Origin of the sequence: Kaistella sp. (genome assembly GCF_049588135.1) — a bacterium.
Taxonomy (GTDB): Bacteria; Bacteroidota; Bacteroidia; order Flavobacteriales; family Weeksellaceae; genus Kaistella.
Genome location: NZ_JBAVFG010000232.1, coordinates 1 through 1,846, shown reverse-complemented (window position 1 = coordinate 1,846; position 1,846 = coordinate 1). Strand labels below are relative to the sequence as shown.

Sequence of the window (1,846 nt, the reverse complement as noted above, 5' to 3'; positions counted from 1 at the left end):
ATGCCATAAACTTTTCTTTATTTAATTTTTAAACAGGCTCTAAGAAATTTTATTTTTATACGGAGCTAATCTTCCGTCTTCAGACTTTCATCTTCCATCCTTTTCAAATAAGTTTCCATATCCTTATCGCCACGTCCGCTCAAGCAAATCACGACGACATCGTTTTTCGCAAATTTTTTCTTTTCTAAAACCGCCAAAGCGTGCGCCGATTCCAAAGCGGGAATAATGCCTTCCATTTTCGTTAATTCAAAAGCCGATTTCAATGCTTCATCATCATTAATACTGAAAAATTCTGCCCGATTTTCTTTACATAAATTCGCATGAAACGGTCCAATTCCGGGATAATCCAACCCTGCGGAAATCGAATGTGGCTCGATCACTTGTCCGTCTTCGGTTTGCATTATCAAACTTTTGCTACCGTGCAAAACGCCCAAAGTTCCTAAAAAAGTAGTCGCCGCAGATTTCCCGGATTCAATTCCAAAACCACCTGCTTCGGCCGCTATTAATTTTACATTTTCTTCATTCACGAAATGATAAAAAGTTCCCGCAGCATTGCTTCCACCACCAACACAAGCGATGACGTAATCGGGATTTTTCCTCCCAATTTTCTCCAATAATTGTTCTTTAATTTCTTTGGAAATCACAGATTGAAAACGTGCTACCAAATCCGGAAATGGATGCGGGCCAACCACACTTCCGATGATATAATGTGTTGTAGTTGAATTGTTGATCCAATCTCGCAACGCTTCATTCACCGCATCTTTCAAAGTTTTTGAACCCGAAGTTGCAGGAATTACGGTTGCACCCAACATTTTCATTCTTGCGACGTTCGGCGCCTGTCTTTCAATGTCGATTTCGCCCATGTAAACGATGCACTCCAAACCCAACAAAGCGCATGCTGTAGCAGTTGCAACGCCATGTTGCCCGGCTCCGGTTTCTGCAATAATCCGTTTTTTTCCTAATCTTTTTGCCAACAAAGATTGTCCAAGTGCATTATTGATTTTGTGCGCTCCAGTGTGATTCAAATCTTCCCTTTTCAAATAAATTTGGGTTTGATATTTTTCGCTTAAATTTTTCGCAAAATAAAGCGGAGTTGCCCTTCCAACATAGTTTTTCAGCAAATCCTGAAACTCGGTTTGAAATTCTTCACTTTCTATTATTTTCAAATAATTTTCCTGAAGTTCAGCAACATTTGGGTACAACATTTCCGGGACGAATGCGCCGCCAAATTCTCCGTAATATCCGTTTTCATCGGGGTTTTTAAAATTCATAATTTTTTATTTTGATGAAGTTTTTAATTTTTTCTAAATCCTTTTTTCCTTGTTCAATTTCAAATTTTGAATTGATGTCCAGAGCGAAAGGTTTTTGGTTGATTGCTGAGAGTTGATGGATGTTTTCCGAAGAAATTCCGCCACTTAAAAAATATGGTTTTGGGATTTCAATTTCGTTGAGAATATTCCAATCGAAGGTTTTTCCTGTTCCGCCGAAAGCTTTGCTGTCAGTATCAAATAAAACATAATCAATGTCATTGACTACGTCGAATCCTTCGGATTTCCGAGGAACGAGGAATCTCAGAGATTCTTCACTCCACTTCGTTTTATTCAGCGTGATAGAACTAATTCTTATGACTTTTATAATCTTAATTTCAGTATTCAGTTTTTCTCTTAATTCTGAAATGAAACTTTCATTTTCATCGCCATGAAGTTGTATGTAATTGAGTTTTCCTTTTGCAGTTATTTCAACTATTTTCTCTACAGTTTCATTCACGAAAACGCCTACTTTTCCTTGATGCTTAATTTCTGATATTTCATTTAAACTCAAATGATTCAAAACAAATCTTGGTGAT

At 37.4% G+C, this 1,846-nt stretch carries 2 protein-coding genes; both read right to left on the bottom strand.

The window, feature by feature from the left end:
• Positions 1-65: 65 nt before the first annotated feature.
• Positions 66-1,271 carry a tryptophan synthase subunit beta gene (gene trpB, locus WBY99_RS12450; protein WP_423976658.1) on the bottom strand — a complete coding sequence of 402 codons (1,206 nt, stop codon included), beginning with the start codon at positions 1,269-1,271 and terminating at the stop codon, positions 66-68.
• A partial coding sequence (locus WBY99_RS12445; RefSeq protein ID WP_423976657.1) for a phosphoribosylanthranilate isomerase occupies positions 1,261-1,846 on the bottom strand: 586 nt, incomplete at its 5' end. The genes WBY99_RS12445 and trpB, both read right to left, overlap by 11 nt.

What these genes read in the sequence shown, in the direction of transcription:
- trpB (WP_423976658.1), bottom strand. Translation starts at nt 1,271, where the DNA reads ATGAATTTTAAAAACCCCGATGAAAACGGATATTACGGAGAATTTGGC.